Genomic DNA, 21,392 nt, shown 5'->3' on the forward strand with positions numbered 1-21,392 from the left:
CTGGCACGGCTCCGCGAATCCGCGGGGCCGTGCTCAGCGGTGGCCCTCAATGGTGACCCACAGTGGTGACCCACAGTGGTGGTAGGTGAAGCCGAACAGGCCCGCCGCTCCGGCCGCGTACACGGCCGAGCCGTCGGGGTGCCAGGCGCAGGCGTGGAGTTCGCCGTCCACGACGGTCGCGGACTCGCAGGTGCGGCCGGCCAGGTCCCATATCCGCAGGCACCCGTTGTCGCCGGTGGTGGCCAGGAGGGTGCTGTCCGGGGAGAAGGCCAGGCCGGTCAGCCGCTCGTCCTGGCCGAACATCGCCACCTCTCCGGCCGGCAGGTCGAGCAGCTCGACGCCGTCGCGCGTGGCCGCCGCGACGTAGCGGCCGTCCGGGGAGACGGCGAGAGCCTCGACGCAGGTCTCCGTCTCCAGCCAGGTCCCCTCCTGCTCCCCGTCCGGGCACCACAGCCGTACGTGCTCGTCCCACGCGAGCGCCAGCCAGGAGGAGTCCGGGGCGATGGCCACCGCGCTCACCGCCTCGTCGTACGGTCCCAGGACCGTGGTCACCTCCCCGTCCGGCGCCAGGATCCGTACCTCCTTGTCCACGGCCACGGCCATCCAGGCGCCGTCGGGGGCGATCGCCACCGACGGAACGTCGCACAGATCCTCCTCGGAGGACATCTGCTCGGTCCCGCGTACGGTCCCGTCCGGGTCGTACAGCCTGACGCGTCCCCTGTAGCCGCCGCTGAGCAGGGAACGGCCGTCCGGAGCGACGGCCACGCTCAACGTCCTGCCATCGGATTCCCGCCATCGTCGGTTCCCGTCGGCGTCCCACCGCGTGAGCCCCTGCACTCCGGCGGTGACCACGTACGAGCCGTCGGGCGCCACCGCGATCCCGCGCAGGTCGTGCCGCTCGCGCGGCTCGGCCGGCTCCCGCACGGCCAGGTCGGCGTCCCAGATCCGGGCCGTCCTGTCGCCGCTCGCCGAGACCACCCTGCGGCCGTCGGGTGTGATCGCCAGACCGGTGATCGCCTTGGTGTGGCCGGGCAGCCTGGCCCGTACCGAGCCGTCCAGGCCCATGATCAGGATGTTCTCGTCGATGTCGCCCACGGCCAGCCAGTCGCCGTCGGGGGCGATGGCCAGGCCGTAACCGTGGAGGAGGTCGTCGTCGAACGCGGCGCGCGGGCTGCCGTCGGCGTTCACCAGGTAGAGGGAGCCGTACTCGCCGAGGATCGCCAGCCACTCGCCCGAGGGCGCGATGGCGACCGCGTCGGCCCCCTCGTCCTCGTCGTCGCCCACGCTGAGGAGCGCCCTGCGCGTCCCGTCGGCGTTCCACAACTCGATGACCTCCGCTCCGACGGCGGCCAGCCACGTGCCGTCGGGAGCGATGGCGAGGTGCCGGTAATCACCTTCTCCCGCGGTGGCACGCGGTGTCCCGTCGGCGTCCCAGAAGCGCAGGAAGCCGTCCCCGCCGGCGACCAGCCAGGTCCCGTCCGGCGCGATCGCGACGGTCTCGGCCGTGGCGGGCAGGTCGTCGAGGACGGCGCGGGGTGTCCCGTCCTGCTCCCACAGGCGGACGGTCTCGTCCCAGCTCGCGGTGGCCAGCCAGGAGCCGGTGGGAGCCACGGCGACCGACGTGACCCACAACTCGTGGCCCAGCAGGCTGTCCATGCTGGTGCCGTCCAGGCGCAGGCGCGTCACCCGTCCCCCGCTCGCCGAGGCGGCCACCCAGGCGCCGTCCGGAGCCATGGCGAGGCCGGTCATCCCCTCCGACCGGCTGTGGTGGGTGGCCAGCAGCGCCGGGTGCGGCACGTGCGGCGGCGTCCAGCGGCACTCCAGCCACGGCCGGCCGCCCTCCGCCGGCCATCGGCTGAGGTCATCGCCCACGTGCAGGATCGGGTACAGCAGGGCGGCGAGCGTGGGCGCGACGCTCACGCTCAGGTCGCGTGCCGTTTCGAGCAGGTGCGCCGAGCTCGCCAGAACACGGTGGAGCTCCTCGGCCACGACGGTGCCGGCCTTGGACAGGTCCCGCATGGCCGCGCTCACGCCGGAGCGCTGGATGCGGACGGCCATCCACGCCGGGTCGCAGACCAGACCCTCCAGCCGCTGTACGTCCCCGGTGCCGGCGTACAGCCCGGCGAGGTTGCGCAACATCCACTCGGCCGAGCCGGGAAGGTCGCCCCAGCCCTCGGGCGTCTCGTCCGGGTCGGCGTCGGCCAGCGCCTGGCGGGCCCGCTGGAGACCCTCGGGGCCGAGGAGCTCGCGGACGCGGGCTCCCACGGCGTCCGCGAAGACCAGCACCGGGTGATCGGTACGCCGGCTGACCAGCGACAGCCCCTCCAGCCTGGCGATGAGCGCGCCGATCTGGCCGCCGGTCATGGCCGCGCCCGAGCTCCACATCGTGGCGGCCACGCCGATGGGGATGGCCTCGCCCGCGCCGAACAGACCGAGGCGCAGGAACCGTTCCGCGGCGGCCGGGTCCACCGCGCGCAGCCAGCCGACCGATTGGTCCACGAGCGCGCCGATCAGCGCCGTCCGTGAGGCGGGGTCGGCGAGGTCCACCGGGCCGGGCAGCCGCCCGGCCAGGCGCCCGGTCAGGCGCCCGGTCAGGCGCAGGGCCGCGTCGGTGGCCGGCTCCCCCGTGACGACCTGGCTGACGACGAGCCCGTGCACCAGGGCCAGGGCGAGCGGCCAGCCGCCGGTCAGCTCCACCAGCCGCGCGGCCGTGCCCTCGTCCAGGGCCGGCAGGTCACGGCGCAACATCGCCACGCCCTGCGCGGACGTCATCGGGCCGACCCGCACGGTGATGGCGAACGGCAACTCCCCGTCGTCGGCGTCCGCCGCGACCAGCCACGCGCATCCCGGCACCGCGAGCGCCGGCAACATCGCCTCCCGGGCGTACCGCAGCCCGTCCACCGCCACCAGCCGGGGCCCCGGCTTGAAGACCCGCTCTTCCAGGAGCCCGTTGATCGCCTCCTCGTCGTGCACGAGGTTCGCGAAGTCGAGCTCCTCAGCCCAGGAGTAGGGCTCGACGTCCTCACCGTGCAGATGGTCCAGCACCGGGGTCAGCTCATTCACCCACTCCTCCCGGTGGGCGCCGTCGGCGCTGAAGCGGCCGATGCCCTCGGGGAAGCGCTCGGCCACCTCGGGACGGCGCAGCGCGGCCGCCACCACGGCGCTGACGCCCATCCCCTCGGCCCCCTCCACCTCGGGCACCACCAGCACCAGGCCGCTGTCCCCCGAGGTCAGCGCGGCCACGACACGGTCAACGTCCGCTGCCCGCTCGATCCAGCCATCCACGTCAAGGACCCCCTCTGATGCCGTTTTCCGGATCAACGAGGAGGGACACCGCGAAGTTCGCCGCGAAGCTTCGCAAAACGCTGAAGCGTGACGGGACGACTCCCGACCGCGACTAACGTGTCCTGCCATGCACCAACCCCCATACAACGCCCCCTATCCGCCCCAGCAGCCCCCGCCGCCGCCTCCCGTGGTGATCGACGTCGGCGGCGACGCCAAGGTCAAGGCGCTGATCGGCGGCTCCATCGCCGGCCTGATCGGGCTCATCTCGATCTTCTCGGGGCTGACCGGGCAGGTCACGGGCGGGGCGGGCACAGCGGTCGTCGTCGTGATCCTGGGGCTGATCTTCCTGTTCATCGGCCTGCTGCCGATCATCGCGTGGAAGAAGGTCGGCCGGCCGCGCAAGCTGGTCTTCGACGGGTTCGGCGTGCGCTGGGACGACCCGCAGGGCAGGCCGTGGGCCGTGGCGTGGGCGGAGTTGTCCGGGGTGGGCATCTCGCGCACGCAGCAGCGGCGGGTCAAACTGGCCGACTACATCGTGCGCAGGACCATGGTCCGGCTCGACCTGTTCCCCGGCGACCAGGGGTTCCGCGGGCGGCATCCGGACATGGAGCACCTGTGGGAGTTTCACACGGTTAAGAACGGCTACCGGCTGCCGCTCGGGTCGAGCCCGAAGTACATCCCGGTCATCGAGCACGCGATGCGGCAGTATCGTCCCGCGGTGTTCCTGGGTGTCAAGGACGAGGGGTTCATGGTGGGGCTGGTCTAGGCTCGCCGGGCAGGACCAGGCCCGTCTCGTACGCCAGGACGACCGCCTGGGCGCGGTCGCGCAGCGCGAGCTTGGCGAAGATGCGGGCGACGTGCGTCTTCACCGTCGCCTCGCTGAGCGTCAGCGCGCAGGCCAGCTCGGCGTTCGACAGGCCCTTGCCCATGAGCGTCAGGACCTCCAGCTCGCGCGGCGTGAGCGTGGCCAGGTCGTGGTGGACGGCGGGCGCCCGCGGGGCGCGGTCGGCGGCGGTGAAGCGCTCGACCAGGCGGCGGGTGATCGAGGGGGCCAGGAGTGCGTCGCCGGTGGCGACCAGGCGCACGGCGGCGGCCAGGTGCGCCCACGTCCGGGCTCAGCCTGAGTGCCTCCGTCACCGCCTGGGCGCCGTCGGCGGCCTCGCCCACGACGTCGATGCCGCGGGCGGTGAGTATGAGCCGGAAACCGGCGCGCACCAGCTCCTGGTCGTCGGCGATGAGCACCCGGGGCCCCGCGCCGGTCATGGCCGTTCCAGCGGCAGCCGGGCGCGGACGCGGTAACCGCCGCCGAGGCGGCGCCGTGCGTCGAGGTCGCCGCCGTACGCTGCCGGCGTTCATGGTGGACGTCTGGGGGGTTGCGATACTGGCGCTGCTCACGCCGGCGGGCGCGGTGATCGCGGTGCTGGGCGCCTACGTCCCGGCCCGCTCGGCGGCCTGGCTCACCATCGCCACCGTGCTGCACGACGAATGAGCGGGGTGAGCGTCGTGAGCGTCGTCAGGTGAGGCGGCGGTTGGTGAGCGGGGTGAGCTGGTCGATGTCGTGGCGGGCGCGCAGGTCCGAGATCGCCGACGGGTTCGGCGGCCCGCCGGCCGTGAACAGCCCGGCCAGCTCGCGCAGGTAGTCCTCGTGGCCGGGCGGGGAGACCAGGAAGATCATCCGTGCGGGGGCGGGGCCGGGGTTGAAGAAGGCGTGCGGGCAGCCGGCGGGCACGAACATGGTGCTTCCCGGCCCGCCGCGGAAGACGGGCGTGCCGGTGTCCGACCTCCAGGCGCGCCAGTCAGGCCCGGCCGGGCCCGCCGGGTGGAAGGCCAGGAGCTCCATCTCGCCTTCGAGGACGTAGAAGACCTCCTCGGCCGCGCGGTGCTGGTGCGCGCCCACGTCGAACCCCGGCGGCACGTCCACCTCGAACAGGGACCAGCTCTTCGAGCTCTCCGCGCCCACCTTGAGCGTCATGCCCGCAGGCTGGATGCGGCTCCCTGAGCCAGGTGGCAGCAGTAATCCGTCAGTCATGCTCGATCGCCCTCTCATCGTGGGGCTTCGGCCGGACGTGCGGCGGAGCGGGGCCCGCGCGGCGCCATCCGTGGGGGACGCTGATCAGCGTAACCGGGCGCGCCCCCCGCGGATAGCGGTGTTCAACCGTCCTGTCTGGCCGCTCGGCGGGCCGCGTCGATGGCCTCGGCGGGCGCCGAGCGGGCGGGCCTGGTCAGGATGCGGCGGACGGTCTCCGGCGGCAGTTTGGGCACGCGGTCCTCGGTCAGCAGGCCGTTGGTCTCCTGCTCGGTGTCGGTGAGCTGGGTCCAGCAGAAGCCGGCCAGCTCGACGCTGTCCAGGACGGCGTCCACGATCTGCCGGAACTCCTCGGCCAGCTCATCGGTGGAGGTGACGGTGGCGTACCCGTGCCAGGACTCGCCCGCCTGGGGCCGCAGGCTGAGCCCGCCGATCTCCGACAGCACCACCGGCCGGCCCCGCTGGGCCGGCTCGCCGAGCAGGGCGACGCGGCGCGCGGGCGGACGGTCGGACAGGACCCGGGCGATCGCCTCCCGATCGGCGTAGCGCTCGCGGATGGAGGCGCCGGTCGGGGCGTAGTCGTGCAGGCCCCAGATGTCGCTCTCGGTGTGCTCCCAGCCGTCGTTGGAGATCACCGGCCGGGTGCCGTCGAGTGCCTTGGTGAGGTGGTAGAGCGCGGCGGTGGCGTGCCGCTGCTCCGGTACGTCGAGCGAGTGCCAGACGCCCCAGCTCTCGTTGAACGGCACCCAGGTCACCACGCTCGGATGGCTGCGGTCGCGGGCTACGACCTCCAGCCACTCGCGGGTGAGCCGTTCGACGGTCCTGGGGGCGTACTCGTAGGCGCTGGGCAGTTCGCTCCACACCATCATGCCGAGCCGGTCGCACCAGGCCAGGAAGCGCGGGTCCTCGACCTTCTGGTGGATGCGCACCCCGTTGAAGCCCAGCTCCTTGGCCAGCTCCACCTCGCGGCGCAGCGCGTCCTGGCCCGGGGCGGCCAGGTGCGATCCCGGCCAGTAGTTCTGGGCCAGGACCAGGCGCAGGAAGCGGGGCTGGCCGTTGAGCAGGAACCGGCCGTCCCTGACGGCGGTGCTGCGCAGGCCCACGTACGAGGTCACGGCGTCGATCACCTGGCCGTCGCGGCTGAGCTCGACGCGGGCGTCCAGCAGGGTCGGCCGTTCGGGCGTCCACAACAGCCGCGCCTGCTCCATCTGGTGCCGGGCGGCGGGCACGGCGACCACCCAGCGGCCGTCCCTGGCATGGGTGCGGCACGTCTGGTCGGCCAGGACCTCCTCCCCCAGGGTGAGCACGACGTGCACGTCCACAGGGGTCTCGGGGGTGCGGGAGAGCTCGACCTCCAGGGTCGCCGCGGCGCCGGGCACGTCGGGGGTCCAGTGCAGGGCGCGCAGGTGCAGGCCGGGCACGACCTCCGCCCAGACCGGCTGCCAGATGCCGGTGGTGCGGTGGTACCAGATGTCGTGCGGCTCTGCCCGCCAGTCCTGCTTGCCGCGCGGCTGGGTGGCGTCGTCGCACTCGTCCTCGGCGCGGACCACGACGACCTGCTCGCCGCCGGGCACGAGGGCGTCGGTGACGTCGAAGGAGAAGGGCGTGTGCCCGCCCTCGTGCCCGCCCAGGAACACGCCGTTGACCCAGACGCGGGCCCGGTAGTCCACGGCCCCGAAGTGCAGCAGCAGCAGCTCCCCCGGGCCGGGCTCCCGGTCCAGGGCCAGCGTGCGGCGGTACCACACGACGGGGTGGGGATCGGTGTCGCGCAGCCCGGACAGCTCGCTCTCTGGCGGGTACGGCACGGTGATCGTGCGGGTGAACGGCCCGTCGTCGCGGTGCCAGCCGAGGCCCAGGCCCCGGTCCTCGTCGTCGGTAGCGAATCCCCAGGGGCCGCTCAGGTCCTGCCAGTGCGGGCGTACGAGCAGGGGGCGGGGGTGGTCGATCAACGCTCCCCCAGGGTCAGCACGGTCACGGAGTGCGGCGCGACGGCCCAGGCCCCGCCGTCCGCCTCGACGACCCCCAGGTCCCGTACGGTCACGGCGTCCGGCGCGGCCAGGGTGTTGACGGTGCCGAGGTCGCCGGACAGCGTGCGGACCCGCGCGGTGGCGGGGGTGTCGCCGTCGGCGCCGTCGAGGACGAGCCGGAGCCGGACGGCGGCGTCGCGGTGCCGGTTGACCACGGCGATCCGCACGGAGCCGTCGTCGGCGCGGGTGGCCGAGACGTCCACGTAGGGGACGGTCATGGGCGCGGTGAGCAGGCGGCCGTCGGGGCCGCGGTTGTCCCCGAGCGTGACCGAGGTGGTGCGCGCGGGTCCCTCCACCTCGCACGGCAGCACGACGCGGCCGGTGTGGTGCCGGTAGAGGTGCCAGACGTGGTAGATGGCCGAGCGCAGCGCGCCGCCGGGGCGGGCCACGACCAGGCCGTTGGCGTTGACCAGGTTGACCGGGTTGGCCATGGCGACGGGCGCGGGCAGGCCGGCGGTGCGGTGGATGGCGTGGAAGACGCCGGCGCAGAAGAGCGCGTCGGCGATCGTCCTGGGGCTCCACCGGTTCACCCGCACCTTGGCGGGGTCGCTGACGCCGGTGGTCTCGCGGGGGGCGATGCCGCCGTCGTCGCCGGGCAGCGGCTGGGGCCAGTCCTGGGGTTCGAGGTGGCGCATCGTCCACTCGTCCAGGGCGAGCGCGGGCGGGCGGTCGAGACCGGCCTCGGCGGCCAGGGCCGTGACGAGCTGGGAGTAGGCGTGGATCTCACGCTCGAAGTAGAGCGACTGGGCCACGATCGCGTCGTAGTCGTCGCCGGTCCACAGGTGCCTGCTGGCCCCGTACAGGTGCAGGGAGAGGTAGTCGAGCAGGGAGCCGGCCCGCTTCAGCAGCGGGCGGGTCCACTCCTCCTGGCGCCAGGGGATGCCGACGCCGATCAGGCGGACGTCCGGGTCGACCAGGCGCATGAACAGGGCGTGCTCGCGGGCCGCGGCGGCGTACTCGTCGGCCGTGCGGTGGCCCATCTGCCACGGGCCGTAGACCTCGTTGCCGACGCCCCAGTAGCGCACCTTCCACGGGTCGGCGCGCCCGTTCCGCGCGCGGGCGGCGGTGAGGGTGGTGTCCCTGGCGGAGTTGGTGTACTCGATCCAGCGCACCGCCTCGTCCACGTCCCGCGCGGAGTGCACCAGGTACGGCTCCGCCCCCACCGCCTCGCACCAGGCCAGGAACTCGTCGGTGCCGAACCGGTTGCTCTCCCGCCCGCCCCAGGCCAGCTCCAGCCGGCTGGGCCGGGCGTCGCGGGGGCCGATGCCGTCCTCCCAGTGGTAGGCCGAGGTGAAGTTGCCGCCCGGCCAGCGGATCGGGCCCGGCCCCAGCTCGCGGCAGAGCTCCAGCACGTCGGCACGCACGCCGTGCAGCGGGCCGGGGTCGGTGACGGACAGGGGCGAGCCCTCGTCGAACACCCCGCCCTCGATGTTGCCGAAGAAGGCCGATTCCAGGAAGTGCCCGTAGACGTCGTCGTCGAGGCGGCCCGCCGGGTGGCGGGTGTCGACGGTGACGAGCGCTTCGGGACTGGGGACAGGCATGTCAGGAGAACTCCGTTCCATTGGTACAGGTCATTGCTTGACGGCGCCGGCGAGGCTGTCGACGAACTTGCGCTGCAGCGCCACGAACACGGCGACCACCGGGATCAGCGAGATCACCGCGGCCGCGGCCAGGCCCGACCAGTCCGTGCTCCGTTCGCCCACGAAGACCGTCATGCCCACGGCGAGCGTGCGCAGGTCGGGCTCGCTGAGGGTGAACACCAGCGGCAGCAGGTAGACGTTCCAGGCGAACAGGTAGGTGAGGATGACCACCGTGGCGGTGATCGGCCAGGCGAGCGGCAACATCACGCGGAAGAAGATCGTGAAAGGTCCGGCTCCGTCCAGGCGGGCGGTCTCCTCCAGTTCCTTCGGCAGCCGCCGGAAGTAGCCCGCGTAGAGCAGGGTCGAGGCGATCTGCCCGCCCGCGCCCAGCCCGAGGATCACGCCGGCATGCGTGTTGAGCAGCCGGAGCTGGTCGGTGAGCTGGGTGATCGGGATGATCGTGTAGCCCTCGGGCAGGAAGAAGGTGATCAGGAAGAGGCCGACGAGGATCTTCTTGCCGATGAAGTCGTAGCGGCCCAGCACGTACCCGGCCAGGGCGCTGCGGATGACGACGAGCAGCACCGTGCCGACGGTGACGATGAGGGTGTTGACGAAGTAGTTGCCGAAGCCGACCTCCGTCCAGGCGCGGGTGTAGTTCTCCCACACCGGCTCCTCCGGCACCAGGCCGAGGCCGTTGAAGATCTCGGGCGAGGTCTTCAGCGACGCCGACACCAGCCAGGCGAACGGGTAGACCCACAACGCGCCCAGCACCGCCAGCAGCACGACGGTCACCACCTGGCCGGTGCTCGGGCGGCGCCGCGACCGGGTGCTCATGAGGTGCCCATCCTTCCCCGCGCCCACCGCATGCCCAGCGCCTGGGCGATCGCGAAGAGCACGGTCAGCACCCCGAACAGCACGGCGGCGGCCGAGGCGTAGCCGAGCTGGGGGACGTTGGCCTGGAAGGCCGTGCGGAAGATGAAGATCTCGATCACCTCGGATGAGAAGGACGGGCCGCCACCGGTGAGCGTCTGCATCAGGTCGAAGACGTTGAACGCCGCCACGGTGTCGATCAGCGTGATGATCACCAGGAACGGCACCAGCAGCGGCATCGTCACGTGCCGGAACTCCGCCCACGCGCCCGCGCCATCGATCATCGCGGCCTCGTGCACGCCCTGCGGGACCGTCTGCAGCGCGGCCAGCCAGTAGATCAGCGTGATACCCAGCCACTTCCACACCCACACGGCGATGCCGGCATACAGGGAGGTGCCGGCGTCGGCCGCGAAGTTCGCGGGCGAGTCGATCAGGCCCGCCCAGACCATCGACACGCTGATCGGGCCGCTCGCGTCGAGCAGCAGGGTGAACACCACGCCGACGATGGCGCCCGTGGTGACGACGGGCAGGAAGAACAGCGTGCGGAAGAAGCCCTTGAACGGGGTCTTCTTGCTGTTCAGCACGATCGCCAGCCCGAGCGCCAGCCCGACCCGCAGCGGCACGGCGATCACGAGGAAGACGATCGAGTTCCAGAAGGCGTTCCAGAACAGGTCGTCTTCCAGCAGCCGGGCGAAGTTCTCGAACCCGACGAACGTTCCCACGTCCGCGAACCCCGGCCAGTCGAGGAAGGCGAACCACCACGAGGCCAGCAGCGGATAGACCGTGTAGGCCCCGTACCCGAGGATCGTCGGGAGCAGGAAGAGGTAGATCCACCAGTCTTTGCGCAGACGCCGGGCCCAGCCCGGGCCCCGCTCGGCCCGCGGGGCCTCGATGCGCGGGCGCTCGCGCTCATGCGTTGTCGTTGTCATCGCGCTCCTGTGCTCACTGCGCCGTCAGCGCTCGGCGTAGGACTTCTGCTCGTAGTCCGCCTTGCGGTCCCAGTTGGCGAACACCCACGCCTTGAGGTCCACCTCGACGCCCTTCTCCTCGCGCACGGCCTTGACGGCGCGCTCCCGCTCGGCGCTGATCTGGTCGTTGAAGCGGCGCAACTGGCCGCCGACGTCGGTGGCGGAGCCGGTCAGGGCGGACTGGACGATGTCGCCGAGGTTGGGGTGGATGTCGCGCATCTCGGCCAGCACCTGCCAGACGCCGGGCGTGCCGACCTCGGGCGCCGGGCCGATCCTGACGTCGTCGGCGAAGTTGTTCACGCACTTCTTGTACGAGGCGTGTACCTCGGCCTGGTCGATGACCTCGGCCGCCAGCGCGGGCGGCTGGTCCATGGCGGCGGCCAGCTTGGTCTGGAACTCCTTGGTGGTCATCTGCAACATGACCTCGGCGGCGGTCTTGGCCTGCTTGGACTGGCTGGACACCCAGAACGTCCCGCCCGCCGGCGGGTTGTAGACGAAGTTCCTGGTGGTCTCGGGGCAGGGGATGTGCCACGTGCCGACGCCGCGCTCGACCGCCTCCGGCTCGTCCACGAGCAGGCCGCCGATGAACCACGCGCCCCACAGGTAGATGCCGGCCTGCCCGGCGGCCCATCGGGCGCGGGCGTCGCGGGCGCCCATCGAGGCCGAGGCCGGATGCACGACCTTGTCCTTCTGCAGCGCGAGCAGGAACTCGATGGCGTCGATGTAGGGCTGGGAGTCGTAGATGTACTCACCCGTCGCCCAGTCGATGGCGCCGGGTCCCGGCGCGCCGGCGGTCATGGCGAGCCGGTTCACCAGGATCTGCAGGTACTCGGTCTCCTTGCTGGGCACCACGATGCCGTAGGCGCCGCTGTCATTGCCCTTGGTGACCTTGCGGGCGATCTCCCGGAGCTTGTCCCAGGTGCCCGGCTCCTCCTCCGGGTCGACGCCGGCCTGCTTGAGCATCGCGGTGTTGAACCACGGCACCGCCTCGTGCCAGCGGCCCGAGAACGGCGGGAAGGAGTAGACCTCGTCGTTGAAGCGGTGGATGCCGTCGTACAGGGAGTCGCCGACCGGGCTGCCCGCGAAGTCGGCGAGCTTGCCGATCGGCTGGAACCAGCCCTGGCTCACCAGCGCGGCCGGGGAGATGCCGCCCAGGCCGGCCAGCGAGTGCACGTCGGGCATCTGGTTGCTGCGCCGCCCGACCTGCAACGCCTGTCCCAGCTCGGGGGCGTCCATCTGGCGCCGCTCGATGGTGACGCCGGCGTGCGCCTTCATGAACGGGGCGAACAGGTCGTTCTGCAACATCTTGGTCAGCGGGCGGAACTGGTCCCACCATTGCAGGGCTCCGCTGCCGCCGCTCGCGCTCTTCTGGCTCAACTGGCCGCCGCCGGTGCATCCGGCGAGTGCCGCCGCGAGGACGGCGGCGCCCGCACCGCCGAAGAGGCGGCGCCGGCTGATATCGCTTGGCCCGGCGTTGCGAGCGCCGGAGCGGGTTTCAAGGATCGGGTGATGCCGCCGCATGGCGACTCCTCTACGTCTTTGACTCGGTCACCGACCAGGTCCGCTGCCCTGGTGGCCCCAGGGATCCCCGTGGAGCGGATCTATGTTTGCGCTAACCTAAGGCCGCCGCCTATCAGCGTCAAGGATGCGGTGGTGAGGATTCTCGCGAACGTCCTGGGTTTTCCCCACGGCACGCGACCGAGCCGGTTCCCGCCGATGTACCGTTTTCCAGCCGGGCAGCCCATCACGCGCTGCCATGACGAAGGGAGACACGCCGCCGTGGTTCGACCACCGGGGACGAGGGCGTCAGGAGGGCCCTCCATGGCGGACGTGGCCAAGCTCGCCGGAGTCTCGGGCCAGACCGTCTCGCGCGTCGTCAATGGCAACGACCGGGTGACCGCCGAGACGCGGATCAGGGTCGAGTCCGCCATGAAGCAGCTCGGCTACCGCGCCAACATCGCCGCGCGGGCGCTGGCCACGGGCCGGTTCGGCACGATCGGCGTGGTCATGTTCAACCTCAGCGCGGTGCTCAACGTGCGCATCGTCGAGGCCGTCGTGTCCCACGCCCAGGCGCGCGGTTACTCGGTCAGTCTGGCCGTGGTGGACGAGCCCACGGAGAAGGACGTGCGCGCCGCCGTACGCGGTCTCACCGACCGCGCGGTGGACGGCGTGATCGTGATCGAGGCCCGCGTGCTGGACACCCCTCACCTGCGCCTTCCCGAGCAGGTGCCGCTCGTGATCGCCGACAGCAGGGCGGCGCACAAGCACCCCACGTTCGGCATGGACGAGGCCGCGGGCGCCCGCGCCGCCGTCGACCACCTGCTGGAGCTCGGGCACGCCACCGTGCACCACGTGGCGGGCCCGGCCGGCTCCAACCCGGCGCAGCGGCGCAGGGCGGCCTGGCAGCGGCAGCTCAAACGCTCGGGGCGGGCGATCCCGCCGGCCGTCGTCGGCGACTGGTCGCCGCGGTCCGGCTACGACGCCGCGCGCCGCCTGCTCATGGACGACGACGTGACCGCCGTCTTCGCGGCCAACGACCAGATGGCCGTGGGCGTGCTGCGGGCGGCGGCCGAGCTGGGGCGGCGGGTGCCCAAGGACCTGAGCGTCGTGGGCTTCGACGACCTGGACGTCGCGCCGTTCCTCACGCCGCCGCTGACGACGGTCCGCCAGGATCTGGCCGCGGTGGGGCGGCGCTGCGTGGAGCAGCTCATCGCGCGCGTGGAGGAGCCGTCCGGGGGCGGTTCCGGCCAGACGACCAGCAGGTTCGTCCGGCCGGAGCTGGTGGTCCGCGCCTCCACGGCCCCGCCGCCGCCGCGGAGCGCCTGACCCCTCACAACGGGGGCCTGCCCATTGACAGGCTGATCAAGTTAGCGCAAACATGAACGCGCTAAGCGCCGCCGGTGTCCCCCCGAGCCCCCATGGGAGCAGCACGCATGCTTCGCCGACTGTCGATCGTCGCGCTGACCGCGGTCCTCGCCGCCGTCACGCCCCACACCGCCACTGCCGCCGTCCAGGGAGGCAAACCCGTGAACAGACCACTGCCCACCGCGTACGGCGCGCTGGGCGCGAACTTCAACCAGAACCTCGACGCCCTCGACTACCGCGAACTCCGCGAGTCGGGCACCCGCTGGGTCCGCGGCTTCTACCCGATGCCCGCCACCGACCAGGGCGACCCCGCCGACCACTTCGCGATCACCACCATCACCGGTGCGGGCGAGCGCGGCTACGACACCATCCTGAGCCTGAAGTTCCCCTACAACCAGGCCTCCTTCCCCGCGCCCGGCAGCGCCGGGATGGCGAAGGAGCTGGCCCGCCTGGACCGCGTCCTGCCCACGGTGCTGAACAAGGTGGACATCCTCACGATCGGCAACGAGCCGTTCATCGAGAGCCTGCCCGCCGAGCGCGACAACCGGCTCAACACCTTCTACGAGACCGTCGCCCGGCACGTGATCGACTACCGCCGCGAGCACTGCGGAGCGAACTGCCGCACCACCCTGTACATGGGCGCGCTGAACCGGCTCGACCTGGCCGACCGCCGCACGCCGGCCGCCGAGCGCTGGATGACGTTCGTCCGCGAGACGCCGGAGATCCAGGGCGTCGACATCCATCCGCACATCCCGGCGCCGCAGGCCGCGCAGGACTTCCTGGACTACATCCTGCCGAGGATGCGGCCCGACCAGACCTACCTCGTCACCGAGTTCTCCCTGGTGTGGTACTGGAAGCAGCACCTGCAGGACCCCATCGCGGCCGGCTTCGCCAAGCAGTACGGGTTCGACCCGGGCACCCGGGTGTGGCAGGTGATCAAGGCCGCCATCGACTCGCCGTTCAGCCGCAAGCAGTGGGACGACTTCCTGGCCGGCAGCCCGTGGTTCATGGAGCAGTCGGACTTCCTGCGTGACCAGATGGCGCTGTATCGCGGCACCGGCCGGCTGGCGGTAGCCACATACGGGTTCAAGCAGGACGACATGATGGTCGCCGACTTCGGCCCGAACAAGGACCCGTGGCTGCTCAACAGCATCTTCGTCCCCTACACCGTCAAGGCCCGCGGGAACGGCCTGTCCGCCCCGAACTACTGGCTGAAGGACTTCAAGGCTCTTCAGCACTGATCCTCATCTGACGTTAAGAATCCCCGCTTAGCGTTGGTTGTCGTGCTGGTGCAAGAAGAAGTGGAGACGGCGCGGCCGGTGCGTCCCCGCTGCGTGTGGCGGGGACGGGTGGCCACAGCGGTGGCCGTGTTGTTCGCGGCGGGGGCGGCCGTGCGGCTCGGCGGGCTGGAAGCGGGCGTGTTCCTGGTGCCGCTGGTCTCCTTCACCCCTTATTTCGCGCTCGCGGCCCTGATCGTGCTGGGGATCGTGGCCGTCCTGCGCTGCAGGGCCGCGATCGCGATCATGCTGGCGGCGTGCGCCTGCCTCGCCTGGTGCGTGGTGCCACGGGCGATCGCCGGTGAGTCCCCCTCCGGGGGCCGGGCGTTGCGAGTGCTGACGGCCAACCTCAACGGCGGGCGGGGCGACGCGGCGACGATCGTCGCTCTCGTACGCAGGCTCAACGTGGACGTCCTGAGCATCCAGGAGCTGACGTACTCCGCCCGTGACCGGCTGGCGGCTGCCGGGCTGACCGGGCTGCTGCCGTACCAGGTTGGCCAGGCCGACTACCGCGGCCCCGAGGGCAGCGGCGTCTATTCCCGCCACCCCATGACCGAGCGGATCGGGCTGTTCCAGCCGGTCGGGCACCACATGCCGGTCGTCGAGGTGTCGCTGCCCGGCGGCTCGGCCGTGGAGGTCGTGGTCGTGCACCCGGTCGCGCCGGTGCCCTCGACGGTGCCGGAATGGGAGGCCGGGGTCGCCGCCCTGCCTCCCGCGCCGTCCTCGGGCCCGCCGCGGATCCTGGCGGGCGACTTCAACGCCACCCTCGACCACGCGGTCTTCCGCCGGCTGCTGGACACCGGCTACACCGACGCGGCCTCCTCCACCGGGCAGGGCCTGAACCCCACCTGGCCGCAGGGCCGCTCGCTGCCGCCGCTGGTGACCATCGACCACGTGCTGACGGACGCGCGGGGCGGGGCGGTGGGCGTGCAGGTGTTCGACGTGCCGGGCTCCGACCATCGCGCGCTCTTCGCCGACCTGCGCGTCCAGGGCTGATCCGCCGCCCCGGCCGCTGCTCGGATACGTTCACAAGCATCAAGATGCTGACGGTGAGGGGGGATCATGCCGCGTACGTGGCTGACGGAACGGTTCGGGCTGGAGGTGCCGCTGGTCGGCGCGCCGATGGCGGGCGTGGGTGACGCGCGGCTGGCCGCGGCCGTCTCCGTGGCGGGCGGGCTGGGCATGTTCGGGGCCCCCGCGACCGCGCCGGGCTCGTGGATCGCGAAGCAGGCCGAGGTCGCCGGCGCGAGTGGCAGGCCGTTCGGGGTCGGCCTGATGGCCTGGGCGCTGGCGGACAACCCGGGCCAGCTCGACGCGGTGCTGGAGGCGCGGCCCGCCCTGGTCTCGGTGAGTTACGGGGACTTCGCCCGGTACGTGCGGCCGCTGCGGGAGGCCGGGATCGTCGTGGCCGTCCAGGCGGGCACCACCGAGGAGGCGCGGGCGGCCGAGCGGGCCGGGGCGGACGTGGTGGTGGCCCGTGGCGGTGAGGGCGGCGGGCACGGCCGCGACGAGGTGGCCACGCTGCCGTTGTTGCAGAGCGTGCTGGACGCGGTCGGTGTCCCGGTGCTGGCGGCGGGCGGTATCGCGACCGCCCGGGGCCTGGCCGCCGTGCTGGCCGCGGGGGCGGAGGGCGGCTGGGCCGGGACGGCGTTCCTGGGCTGCGCCGAGACGACGCTGTCCGAGGCGGGCCGGGCACGGGTGCTGGCCGCCGGGGAGACGGGCACCGCGTACGGGCGTGTCTTCGACGTGGCGCAGCGGCTGGCCTGGCCGCCGGAGTTCGGGGGGCGGGCGCTGCGCAACACGTTCTTCGACCGGTGGGACGGGCGGGAGGAGGCCCTGGCCGCGGACGAGGCGGCGCGGGCCGAACTGGAGGCCGCGCGGGCGGCGGGCGACTTCGACACCGCCTACGTCTACGCCGGGCAGGCGGTCGGCATGGTGACGGGCGCAGCGCCGGGCACAGCGGCGGGCACAGTGGGCACAGCGGCGGGCACGGTGGCGGCGGCCGATGTGGTCGCCCGCTTCGCCGCCGTGGACGACCTGCTGCGCCGCTTCACCGGCTCCTAGCCCGCCAGGAACGGGTGGAGCAGGCCGAGGAGCGCCTCTGGGCGGTGCAGCGGGATGATGTGGCCGCAGTCCTCGATGATCCGTCCGGTGAGATCGTCCGCGATGGGCCGGAGCTGGCGTTCCAGCACCGTGCCGACCGGGTGCGCGCCCACCGCCAGTGTCGGCACCGTCAGCCGGGTGGTGGCGACGGCCCGCTCGATCTGCACGGCGCTCTCCGGCAGGGCCCGGTAGTAGGAGAACGCGCAGCGCAGCGCCGCACGCCCGGTGTAGGCGCGGACGAAGGCGTCGCGCACCTCAGGCCGCAGCCCCTCACCGAGGGTGCCGGCGTTGAGGAACCAGTCGATGTAGGCGGCCTCGTTGCCCTCCACCACCGTCTCCGCGAGCCCGGGGACGGCGTGGAAGCCGAACCACCACGGAGCCCCATGGGCCAGGAAGTCCTCCGCGCCGGGAAGCCCCCCGAGCAGGGCTTCCATGACGACGAGCCGCCGCACCCGCTCCGGGTGGCGCAGGGCGAGGAGGAAGGCCGGCGCCGTGCCCGCGTCGATCCCCACCACCGCGGCCGAGGGCACGTCGAGCGCGTCCAGCAGGGCCGCGGCGTCGCCGGCCAGGGTGGCCGCGTCGTACCCCGTCCCGGCCCGGGTGCTGGCGCCGAAACCACGCAGGTCCGGAGCGATGACCTGGTACCGGCCGGACAGCGCCGCCATGATCTCGCCCCACACCTGCCAGGTGTGGGGGAAGCCGTGCAGGAGGAGGACGGCCGGTCCTGACCCGGCCGTGGCCACGTTCAGCTCGATGCCGTTGACGGGGACTCGGCGCAGTTCAGGCATGGGGAAGCTCCTTGGTAACCAATGGTGACAAGGAAACGTTAGGGAACTACCCTGGGCTTTCCAAGACGGCACTTTCCCTTCAGGTGGTGAGCTCCAGGTGACCACGGCGAGGCGCGGCGACCTCTTCGACCCGAAGTGCCCGACCCGGCAGCTGCTCGATCGCATCGGCACGAAATGGACCTCGATGGTGATCAAAGTGCTGGCCGATGCGGCCCCGGGCGAGGTCCGCTTCGGGGAGCTGCGGCGTCGTATGCCGGGCATCTCCCAGAAGATGCTCTCCGCCACCCTGCAGAGCCTTGTCCGCGACGGCCTGGTCGCCCGCCGCGTCGAGCCCACCGTGCCGCCCGGCGTGCACTACCGGCTCACCGAACTGGGCCTCTCCCTCGACGGCCCCCTCGCCGCCCTGCGCGCCTGGGCCGAACGGCACATGTCCGCCGTCGACCACAACAACCACCTCGCCGACGGGCTGCCCCAGCGGTCCGAGTAGGCGTGCCTGACCTGCCGCGCCACGGCGTTGCCTGCCCTCGGGCCGGTCAGCGGTCCGCCTCCGGGATCCGCGCGAGAACGGCGTCGAACATCGCCCAGCCGTCCAGCTCCACGTCCTCTCCCCACCGTCGGCGCAGGACCTCGTCCAGGACGGCGCGGGCGGCCGCCGGCCGGCTGAGGTTCACGTAAGCCCCGTCACCGGCCCGCATCACACCGCCGGCGTGCACGTCCGCTCCCCCGCCACGAGCCGCCGATACGCCCCATCCCGCCGCACCATGACGGCACCTTATCCGGGTAGGGGTGACGGCATCGAGGGAGGTGGGAACGTGGGTGACGAGGGTGAGCGGGTCCTGGGCGGGCTGCTGCAGGCCATGCACCTGACCGCGATGGAGGACCTGCCGGCCACGGTCGCCGAGCACGCGCGGCTGGTCGGATTCTCCGAGATCGTGATCTACGTGACCGATCTGCAGCAGTTGCTCCTCATACCGCTGCCGGGCCAGCGCGGCGCGGACGGTGAGCCGCTGGACGCCATGCGGATCGACGGCACCGTGCCGGGCCGCGCCTTCCGCGGGGTGGAGCTCGTGCGCGTCCGGGAGCGGCGGTGGTGGTTGCCGTTGCTGGACGGCACCGAGCGGGTCGGGGTGATCGGCCTGACGGTGGATCAGGAAGGGGAGCCGGCCGAGAGGCAGGCCAAGGCGCTGGCGTCGCTGGTGGCGGTGCTGGTGATCAGCAAGCGGCCGCACAGCGACTCCTACGCCCGGCTGGTACGCGCCCGCCCGCTGACCCTGTCGGCCGAGGTGTTGTGGAATCTGCTGCCCCCGGGCACGTTCGCCACCGACGACGTGGTGATCAGCGCCGCCCTTGAGCCCGCGTACGAGATGGGCGGGGACGCCTTCGACTACGCCCTCGACGGCCGCATCCTGCACCTGTCGATCTTCGACGCCATGGGCCACGACACCTCCGCCGGCCTGACCGCCACCATCGCCGTGGGCGCGGGACGCAACCATCGCAGGCAGGGCATGGATCTGTGCGCGATGGGCGAGGCCATCGACGAGGCGATCAGGGAGCAGTTCATCGGACGGTTCGCCACGGGGATCCTGGGTGCGCTCGATCTGCGTACCGGCCTGCTGACCTGGGTCAACCGGGGGCATCATCCGCCCCTGGTGCTCAGGGAGGGGCGGCTGGTGGCGACGCTGGGCGGCGTGCCCGACCCGCCGATGGGCTTCGGCCTGGACGTCTCCACCGGGCTGCTGCGCTACCAGCTCCAGCCCGGCGACCGGCTGCTGTTCTACACCGACGGCGTCATCGAGGCGCAGAGCCCGGACGGGGAGTTGTTCGGGCTGGACCGGTTCATCGACTTCGTGCTGCGGCGCGAGGCGGACGGGGTGTCGGCGCCGGAGACGCTGCGGCGGCTGATCCAGGCGATCCTGGAGCACCAGCGCGGCCGGCTCCAGGACGACGCGACCGTGCTGACGGTGGAGTGGCAGACCCGGCGCCGGTACCACTTCCTCCTGTGAGATCGCGCTCGTGGGAGGATCGACGGCGAATCGACGATCGCGGAGAGAGGCAGCCACATATGAAGACTCCCTTGGAGCCGGTGACTCTCGGCACGTCGGGGCTCGGCCGCAATCCGGGGGACGAGCGGCTGGCGGAGGCGCTCCTGTCGGGCCGGTTCCGCCTGCTCGACACCTCCAACGAGTACGCGGAAGGCCGCAGCGAGACGTTCATCGGCCAGGCGCTCAAGAACGTGCCGGACGCCGACGTGACGATCTTCTCCAAGGCGGACCGGGACGTGGCCACGGGCGTGTTCGACGGTGACCGGGTGATGCGCTCCTTCGAGGAGACGACCTCGCGGCTCGGCGTCGAGACGTTGCCGATCTACCACCTGCACGACCCGATGACGATCACGCTGCGCGAGGCGATGGCGCCGGGCGGCGCCGTGCCGGCCCTGGTGTCGCTGCGTGAACAGGGGCTCGTCGGCGCGATCGGGATCGCGGCGGGCGGCTGGGGCACGATGGTGCAGGACTACATCCGTACGGACGCCTTCGACGCGGTCCTCACCCACAACCGCTACACCCTGGTGGACCGGCGGGCGGAGGACATCCTGGAGCTGGCCACGGAGCGGGGCATGACGGTCTTCAACGCGGCCCCGTTCGGGGGCGGCATCCTGTCCGGCTCCCCGCGCCACGCCGGCCGCTACGGCTACCGGCCGATCTCCCCCGAGTTCGCCGCGCACGTCGAGCGGCTGCGCGAGCTGTGCGAGCGGCGGGGCGTCGGGCTGGCGGCGGCGGCGCTGCACTTCTCGCTGGCCGAGCCGCGCATCCACTCCACGGTCGTGGGCATCACGTCCCTGGCGCGGCTGGAGGGGCTGGACGCTCTGGTGGACACGGTGATCCCCGACGGGTTCTGGGCGGAGGTGGACGCACTCGGCACGCCGCCCGCCTCACCGGTCGACTGACCTGATCACGGCAGCGCGCCCGCCTCGCCCGTGGGCTGACCTGGTCACGGCAGGCCGCCGGCCTCGCCGGCCGGGGGTCCGGTCACGGCAGGCCGCCCGCCTCGCCGGCCGGCTGATCCGGTCACGGCAGGGGCATGAGTCCTTCGTGCCGGACCGCCCACGAGGCGGGGAAGCCGGGCGTGGGCAGGCCGCCGTCCCAGCCCTTGGCCATGAGCGCGACCGCCGCCAGCAGGCCGCCGTTGCCCGGCAGGTAGACGGGGAGCCTGGCGTTCTGGCGGTTGTGGCCGTTGGGCAGGTAGGTGTTCTTGGCGGTGGGCATCAGCAGCGCCTCGATCGCGGTACGGGGGTCGCCCAGCCTGGTGGCGGTCATGGCGATCGCCGGGTAGTCCCAGCCCCACGTGCTCTCCAAGTCCCAGCCGGCCAGCACGTCCTGCAAGGTCGCCCGCATGGTCCGGGCGTCGATCAGGCCGGTCGGGGGGACGAAGCCGAGCGCCACCGCTGCGCCACCCCCAGGGCCCACGACCAGTACGCCGGCTCGAACGTCGGGTTGGCCGCGCTCGCGCGCACGTCCGCGTACGACTCCTGGGCCGGCACCAGCGGCGGCCCCAGGCCGTACCCGCCGGGCCCTTCGACCGCGAAGGCCGCCATGAACGCCGCCG

The 21,392-nt window shown here is 72.4% G+C and carries 21 protein-coding genes; 9 read left to right on the forward strand and 12 right to left on the reverse strand.

Annotation, left to right across the window (positions count from 1 at the left end):
* Nucleotides 1-33: 33 nt before the first annotated feature.
* Complete coding sequence (locus ACFPZ3_RS61005; protein ID WP_379523611.1) at nt 34-3,285, reverse strand: hypothetical protein; 3,252 nt, start codon at nt 3,283-3,285, stop codon at nt 34-36.
* A gap of 127 nt (nt 3,286-3,412) precedes the next feature.
* On the opposite strand from ACFPZ3_RS61005, the gene ACFPZ3_RS61010 reads away from it, so the two are divergent.
* Entirely contained in the window at nt 3,413-4,051 is a 639-nt protein-coding gene (locus tag ACFPZ3_RS61010) for a hypothetical protein (protein ID WP_379523612.1), read from the forward strand.
* Here the strand turns inward: ACFPZ3_RS61010 and ACFPZ3_RS61015 are convergent.
* Nucleotides 4,032-4,370 carry a response regulator transcription factor gene (locus ACFPZ3_RS61015; protein ID WP_417629175.1) on the reverse strand — a complete coding sequence of 113 codons (339 nt, stop codon included), beginning with the start codon at nt 4,368-4,370 and terminating at the stop codon, nt 4,032-4,034. The genes ACFPZ3_RS61010 and ACFPZ3_RS61015 overlap by 20 nt on opposite strands.
* Before the next feature lie 233 nt (nt 4,371-4,603).
* On the opposite strand from ACFPZ3_RS61015, the gene ACFPZ3_RS61020 reads away from it, so the two are divergent.
* Nucleotides 4,604-4,774, forward strand: coding sequence for a hypothetical protein (locus tag ACFPZ3_RS61020; protein WP_379523613.1), 171 nt, complete (start codon nt 4,604-4,606; stop codon nt 4,772-4,774).
* A gap of 24 nt (nt 4,775-4,798) precedes the next feature.
* On the opposite strand, the gene ACFPZ3_RS61025 is transcribed toward ACFPZ3_RS61020, so the two are convergent.
* From ACFPZ3_RS61025 to ACFPZ3_RS61050, 6 genes are all read right to left on the reverse strand, one after another.
* The gene (locus ACFPZ3_RS61025) at nt 4,799-5,257 is read right to left on the reverse strand and encodes a cupin domain-containing protein (RefSeq protein ID WP_379523614.1); all 459 of its coding nucleotides are present in this window, start codon (nt 5,255-5,257) and stop codon (nt 4,799-4,801) included.
* Nucleotides 5,258-5,436: 179 nt separating this feature from the next.
* Nucleotides 5,437-7,260, reverse strand: a complete 1,824-nt coding sequence (locus ACFPZ3_RS61030) for a glycoside hydrolase family 2 protein (protein ID WP_379523615.1) — start codon at nt 7,258-7,260, stop codon at nt 5,437-5,439.
* Complete coding sequence (locus ACFPZ3_RS61035; RefSeq protein ID WP_379523616.1) at nt 7,257-8,879, reverse strand: alpha-L-arabinofuranosidase C-terminal domain-containing protein; 1,623 nt, start codon at nt 8,877-8,879, stop codon at nt 7,257-7,259. Before ACFPZ3_RS61035 ends, ACFPZ3_RS61030 begins: the two co-directional genes overlap by 4 nt.
* 30 nt (nt 8,880-8,909) lie before the next feature.
* Entirely contained in the window at nt 8,910-9,752 is an 843-nt protein-coding gene (locus ACFPZ3_RS61040; protein WP_379523617.1) for a carbohydrate ABC transporter permease, read from the reverse strand.
* Complete coding sequence (locus tag ACFPZ3_RS61045) at nt 9,749-10,717, reverse strand: carbohydrate ABC transporter permease (RefSeq protein ID WP_379523618.1); 969 nt, start codon at nt 10,715-10,717, stop codon at nt 9,749-9,751. Before ACFPZ3_RS61045 ends, ACFPZ3_RS61040 begins: the two co-directional genes overlap by 4 nt.
* A 24-nt stretch (nt 10,718-10,741) precedes the next feature.
* Entirely contained in the window at nt 10,742-12,277 is a 1,536-nt protein-coding gene (locus ACFPZ3_RS61050; RefSeq protein ID WP_379523619.1) for an ABC transporter substrate-binding protein, read from the reverse strand.
* Between the two features lie 300 nt (nt 12,278-12,577).
* On the opposite strand from ACFPZ3_RS61050, the gene ACFPZ3_RS61055 reads away from it, so the two are divergent.
* From ACFPZ3_RS61055 to ACFPZ3_RS61070, 4 genes are all read left to right on the forward strand, one after another.
* Nucleotides 12,578-13,582: a LacI family DNA-binding transcriptional regulator gene (locus ACFPZ3_RS61055; RefSeq protein WP_379523620.1), complete on the forward strand. Its 1,005-nt coding sequence runs from the start codon at nt 12,578-12,580 to the stop codon at nt 13,580-13,582.
* A 107-nt stretch (nt 13,583-13,689) separates the two neighbouring features.
* Nucleotides 13,690-14,862, forward strand: coding sequence for a hypothetical protein (locus ACFPZ3_RS61060; protein ID WP_379523621.1), 1,173 nt, complete (start codon nt 13,690-13,692; stop codon nt 14,860-14,862).
* 42 nt (nt 14,863-14,904) lie between these two features.
* Nucleotides 14,905-15,894 carry an endonuclease/exonuclease/phosphatase family protein gene (locus ACFPZ3_RS61065; protein ID WP_379523622.1) on the forward strand — a complete coding sequence of 330 codons (990 nt, stop codon included), beginning with the start codon at nt 14,905-14,907 and terminating at the stop codon, nt 15,892-15,894.
* Nucleotides 15,895-15,960: 66 nt separating this feature from the next.
* Entirely contained in the window at nt 15,961-16,962 is a 1,002-nt protein-coding gene (locus tag ACFPZ3_RS61070) for an NAD(P)H-dependent flavin oxidoreductase (protein ID WP_379523623.1), read from the forward strand.
* On the opposite strand, the gene ACFPZ3_RS61075 is transcribed toward ACFPZ3_RS61070, so the two are convergent.
* The gene (locus ACFPZ3_RS61075; RefSeq protein ID WP_379523624.1) at nt 16,959-17,789 is read right to left on the reverse strand and encodes an alpha/beta fold hydrolase; all 831 of its coding nucleotides are present in this window, start codon (nt 17,787-17,789) and stop codon (nt 16,959-16,961) included. The two genes, ACFPZ3_RS61070 and ACFPZ3_RS61075, sit on opposite strands and share 4 nt — an antisense overlap.
* Nucleotides 17,790-17,886: 97 nt before the next feature.
* Between ACFPZ3_RS61075 and ACFPZ3_RS61080 the strand changes: the two genes are divergently transcribed.
* Entirely contained in the window at nt 17,887-18,276 is a 390-nt protein-coding gene (locus ACFPZ3_RS61080; protein ID WP_379523625.1) for a winged helix-turn-helix transcriptional regulator, read from the forward strand.
* 46 nt (nt 18,277-18,322) lie between these two features.
* Here the strand turns inward: ACFPZ3_RS61080 and ACFPZ3_RS61085 are convergent, their stop codons facing one another.
* Complete coding sequence (locus ACFPZ3_RS61085; protein ID WP_379523626.1) at nt 18,323-18,502, reverse strand: hypothetical protein; 180 nt, start codon at nt 18,500-18,502, stop codon at nt 18,323-18,325.
* A 99-nt stretch (nt 18,503-18,601) separates the two neighbouring features.
* Here ACFPZ3_RS61085 and ACFPZ3_RS61090 point away from each other — a divergent pair, with 99 nt between their 5' ends.
* Nucleotides 18,602-19,792, forward strand: coding sequence for a PP2C family protein-serine/threonine phosphatase (locus ACFPZ3_RS61090; RefSeq protein WP_379523627.1), 1,191 nt, complete (start codon nt 18,602-18,604; stop codon nt 19,790-19,792).
* Nucleotides 19,793-19,851: 59 nt separating this feature from the next.
* Nucleotides 19,852-20,733: an aldo/keto reductase gene (locus ACFPZ3_RS61095; protein WP_379523628.1), complete on the forward strand. Its 882-nt coding sequence runs from the start codon at nt 19,852-19,854 to the stop codon at nt 20,731-20,733.
* A 121-nt stretch (nt 20,734-20,854) separates the two neighbouring features.
* Here the strand turns inward: ACFPZ3_RS61095 and ACFPZ3_RS61100 are convergent, their stop codons facing one another.
* Both ACFPZ3_RS61100 and ACFPZ3_RS61105 read right to left on the reverse strand, forming a co-directional pair.
* Nucleotides 20,855-21,229, reverse strand: a complete 375-nt coding sequence (locus ACFPZ3_RS61100; protein ID WP_379523629.1) for a hypothetical protein — start codon at nt 21,227-21,229, stop codon at nt 20,855-20,857.
* A complete protein-coding gene (locus ACFPZ3_RS61105; RefSeq protein ID WP_379523630.1) occupies nt 21,196-21,381 on the reverse strand; it encodes a hypothetical protein in 186 nt (61 codons plus the stop codon). Before ACFPZ3_RS61105 ends, ACFPZ3_RS61100 begins: the two co-directional genes overlap by 34 nt.
* Between the last annotated feature and the right edge of the window lie 11 nt (nt 21,382-21,392).

It is taken from the genome of Nonomuraea insulae, from assembly GCF_042656245.1.